The sequence below is a fragment of the Bartonella sp. MR110HLJHH genome, assembly GCF_042194225.1.
Classification (GTDB): domain Bacteria; phylum Pseudomonadota; class Alphaproteobacteria; order Rhizobiales; family Rhizobiaceae; genus Bartonella; species Bartonella grahamii.
In genome coordinates this window covers 1-5,373 of sequence record NZ_JBHIMQ010000032.1, presented here as the reverse complement: position 1 = coordinate 5,373, position 5,373 = coordinate 1, and the positions used below count along the sequence as shown (strand labels likewise).

At 39.3% G+C, this 5,373-nt stretch carries 1 protein-coding gene; it reads left to right on the top strand.

The annotated features are described in order from the left end of the window. Positions 1–769: 769 nt before the first annotated feature. A partial coding sequence (locus ACFIKB_RS08800; RefSeq protein ID WP_375653358.1) for an autotransporter outer membrane beta-barrel domain-containing protein occupies positions 770–5,373 on the top strand: 4,604 nt, incomplete at its 3' end.

Genomic DNA, 5,373 nt, shown 5'->3' with positions numbered 1-5,373 from the left:
CAACTGTCTCACAATTTCTCCCTTCATGGTGATGTAAGCTATCAACAAAAGCTTCAGAAAACTGGTATAAGTGGTGCTAGCTTTTCAGGTGGAATACGCTATCAGTTTTAAGACAAGGCTGTAAAAATAGCCTATCATTCTATTCAATTTAAAAAAAGGCAGCACAATATGCTGCCTTTTTTGCATATTAAAGTCATCTTTTTTCCTTTTTTAATGCCCTTTCCTCTCCACATAGAGCTCTTTGCGAAAATCACCATCCCCAAATACAACAAACGCAATAGAGCACTTCATCTCCAATGGATGAAGTGTACTTTCTATTTTCGGAAAATAGATAAAAACTTGAAGTCTGTTGGAAATAAATTAGCACCACCGTGTTGAAACATAAAAACGCACTTTAAACCCAAATAAGATAGCTTTGTTAAAGCTTCTTCCACTGCCTGTTTTTTCATTCCCCAATTGAGACCATTCAATAATCCCTACAATCAATTAAAAGATCTCATGATACCACTATCAGTATCCAATAATATTTCCCTGAACAGTAATAATTTAAAATATAATACTTTAAATACACCCAACAATAAATACATTATGTATTCAATGCGAATATTTAAAAATATTTGAATATCAATTAAGATTTATTTTTGACAAACCGCCGAAAATAACCTACCAGTAAAGACGATTATCGAAATTAATAACAATTATGCATTTTCACTTCTTCTTATGAGGTCGGTGGGGAAATGAATATTGGGGACTTCAAAGGAGAATACGGGTGTATAAAAAATCCCTTTTATCATATACAGCAACAGTCGCGATCATACTCTCTAGTATCTATTCCAATGCACATGCTGAATCTCTTGAAGCTTCAGGAGAAGGACAAAGCGTCATCGGAGAAACCGGAAAGTCCTATGAAATTCTTCATGCAAAAGAAAGTGGCAAAATCACTGGTGAAAATTTAACAGTAACCGGAAATAAGGATACCGGCGAAGGCTCATCCACATCTTCTCCAGGATCATCTTCTCTAGAATCACCCGCTGCTGTAACAGCTGAAGGTGAGAACAGTATGATCACATTAACGGGGGATAAAACAACCATTAAAGGAACTGATTTTAACATTAACCTTGGTCTTGAAGCAAAAAACAACGGTATAATCAAAATAACCGGTGGAACAGTAAATGCGAAGGAAATGGCATTATTTTCAGGTAACGGCGGACATATTATAGTCGAAAATGTCGTTCTAACAGCAGAAGATGACGAAGGTTTAGGTGTCGTCGTCGCTAGTGGAGATAAAAGCACGATTGAACTACAAGGAAATACAAAGATTGAAAATGCTGTCGTTGGATTAACTGCAAATAACGATAGCACGATCAAAATGACCGGAGGGTCTATTACAGCTTCTGGAGGGGGGGCTGCTTTCTTAAACAGTAAGGGCGATGCAAACGAACTGAACGGAGTGACGATATCCAGTCATAATGAAGTACCACTGCTATTCGGAATCAGTGCAAACAAAAGCATGGTAACTTTAAAAAATGTAACAGTCACTCAAGCAGAAATAGGCATATTTGCGAATGATTCTAAACTAGAAGTTTTTGGGGGAGAATTTAATGGAAAAAACCAAGGAGTATATGCTCTAAATGGTGGTACCGTTATTTTAAATAAAGGCGAAAAAGATGGTGCTACAATTACATCAACTGATGGAACAGGACTCGTTACAGAAGGTAAAAACTCTACAATCAAGATGACTGGAGGAACAGTAACAGGAAATCAAGCGGCATTATCTGCAACACAAGGTGGACACATCGAGGTAGAAGATGTGACTCTAAAAGCAACAGGAGACAAAGGAATCGCTGCAGGTGCTAGCAATTCTGACAGCATAATTAAATTAGGCGGAAATACAACCGTTGAAAGTACTTTTTTTGGACTTGGTGCAGCGAATGGCGGCAACGTCGAGATGACTGGAGGAACAGTAACAGGAAATCAAGCAGCATTATCTGCATTTAACAGTGGACACATCGAGGTCACGGATGTTTCTCTAAAAACAAATAACAAAGGAGTTGGTGCACAATCTACCGGTCCTAACAGCACGATTGAATTGCACGGAAACACAATAGTTGATGATGCTGTAATCGGACTTTTTGCACAAGACGGCGGTGCAATCAAAATGAGCGGTGGTTCTATTACAGTATCCACAACTGGCAAATCTACAGTTGGTGCGAACTTCTCAAACAATAGTAAAGGAAATAAGCTTGAAAATGTGACAATATCAAAAAAAGAAGGTGATACATCCTCATTATTGGGAATAAGCGCCATCGATAACAGTCAAGTTACGTTAAAAAATGTAACCGTAAAACAAGCAAAAAAAGCTATTTTTGCGAGTAATTCTGAAATAAACGTATTTGGAGGAACATTTGAGACAGAAAATGACACAGTGTATGCTTTAAACGGTGGCAGCATCACTTTAGCTAAAAATGGAAACGATGGTACTACAATTATATCAACTGATGGAAATGGGCTCCATGCAGAAGGTGAAAACTCCATAATAAAAATGACGGATGGAACAGTAACCACGAAGAACTACGCATTATTTGCAGAAGATAAAGCACATATCGAGGTAGAAAATGTTACTCTAAAAACGACAGGGGACAAAGAAGGAGCTGGTGCAATTGCTATTGGTGACGACAGCGTCATTAAATTACATGGAAATACAACTGTTGATAATGCTATAATTGGACTCTTGGCACAAGACAATGGTGCAATTAAAATGACAGGAGGATCCATTACAGCTTCCAAGATTGGTGCTTACTTCGAAAACACTGAGAGCGAAAAGAACAAACTGGAAGGTGTGACGATATCGAGCGGTAAAAACGATGCGCCACTAATCGCTGGAATAGAAGCAGACAAAAACAGTACAGTCGCTTTAAAGGATGTAACCGTTACGCAAGCAACCAGTGCCATAATTGCAAATGATCACTCGACAATAACAGTCTCTGGAGGATCCTTTAATACAAAAAGTATAACAATAGGTGCCGCAAACGGCAGCACCATTACTTTAACCAACGAAGCGCAAATTACCTCATCTGAAAACTATGGACTCTATGCAGAAGAATCCGGTAGCACCATCACAATGACAAAAGGAAACGTTACGGGGAAAGGTGTGACATTGGCTGCAGAAAATGGCGGACATATTACGGCCACAGATGTTACTCTAAAAACAACAGATGGCGATGGTGTCGGTGCAGGTGCTGATGGCTCTGATAGTGTAATTAAGTTGCTTGGAAACACAACGATTAGTGATAGCAACATCGGAATTGGAGCAAGAAATAGTGGCGCAATCAGCATAACTGGGGGATCCATTAAAGCTTCCCTATTTGGTGCTTACTTCGAAAACACTAAGAGCGAAAAGAACAAACTGGAAGGTGTGACGATATCGAGCGGTAAAAACGATGCACCACTAATCGCTGGAATAGCAGCAGACAAAAACAGTACAGTCGCTTTAAAAGATGTAACAGTCACGAATGCAAACACAGGCATATCTGCAAATGATCACTCGACAATAACAGTCTCTGGAGGATCTGTGACCGCAGAAGGAATAGCATTGTACGCAACAAATGGCGGACAGATTGATGTCACAAACGTTGCTCTAACCGCAGAAGAAGGTGCACGTGCAAATGGCACGAACAGCGTAATTGAATTACATGGTAAGACAACACTTAAAAATGCTTCAGTAGGACTTTCCGCAATAGATGGTGGTAAAATCGCTAGTAATGAAAGTCTCACAATAGTAGGCAGAGAAGCAATAGTAGCGATGTCTGTCGCTATAGGAGTGTGGGCCGACAATGCGAATAGCGAAATCAATTTAAATGGCAAAACAACCCTCGAAAAAGTTGTGACTGGTCTTGTTGCATCCGACGGTGGTAAGATCTTTAGCAAAGATATAACAATAATCGGTGCTGACCCCAAAGATAATGATACAGAAGAAAGAATCAACGTTGGTGTAAAAACAAACGATATAGATAGTCGAGTTGAATTAAAGGGCAAAACAATCATTGAAAAAGTTAACGTCGGTCTTTCTGCATTTGATGGTAGCACAATTAAGTTGATCAATGTCCCTGCTAATGCACAAAATAGTGAGAACAGCAAAATAGAAGCAAAAGAAGTTGCATTGCTTGTAGAGGGTGGTGGACAGATTGATGTCACCAATGTTTCTGCAACAGCAGGAATCGCTGGCTTGCAGTTTGTCGTTATCTCTAATCCTGACCCAGATGAATCAGATGATCTAGAAAAACATCAAAGCAATGCAATCAATTTGACCAATACAAAACTCTCCGCTGACAACGGTGCTGGAATTTTTATTACTGCTTTCTCTGATCCAGACATTACAGAGAATGCAGATCTTTCAATCGGTAAAGTCAACCTCACAAATTCAGAAATCCATGCCGATGTTTTATTAGGAGATGGTATTTTTTCAAAAGAAGACGAGTCGTGGAACAACGAAAATGTTAATATAATTTCCAACGGCACTTTCACATTAAGCGCTGATCAGTCTATTCTAGAAGGCAGAGCGAATATTGCTAAAAATAGAAATGTACACTTTGATCTAAAAAACAATACGCAATGGATCTTAAAAAACAGTGCCCATGAAACAGATGATGATGGCCAACTTATTGATATTGCTCAAAGATCTCGTTCTGATATTTCCACGCTTAATCTCGACAATAGCTCCATTATCTTTAATGGACCAACAGAAGAGCATTATCACACATTGCATATAGGTTCTGGTAAACCAGACACGCAAGAAGTCTACAAAGCCTCTGGTGACGCAAAGATTTACTTCAATATTGCTTGGAGTGATGGCGTAGCAAGTGCCGATCAAAAAACCGATAGGCTTCTCATTCACGGTGATGTCTCAGGCAACACAACAGTTTATATCAAAAGCGATTCAGGGGATAAAAATAGTGTAGTAAATGCTGCTGATCCTTCGAATATCGGTGGACTTTCGCTTATTCAAGTCTCTGGGAAAGCACAGGAAAACTCTTTCAAACTGGCAAATGGCTATACCACAAGAGGTCGTTTACCTTATAAATATACGCTGACTGCTTATGGACCAGCCTCAAGCCATGGACAAGCCGATATTGCGCAAAACCTGTTTGATGAAAAGAATGAAAATTTCTGGGATTTCCGTTTACACAAAGAAATTCTTGAAACTGGTTCGGGTTCTGGTGTGGACACTCTTGTACCACAGACAGCAAGCTATTTGGTCATGCCAAATGCTCTTTTCAGCACAGGATTAACCGATATGGCTAAACAAAACGCGCTCTTAGCCAATATCAGAACATCCGTCTTAGGAAAAGAAGAAGAGAAACAAACAGGTTTCTT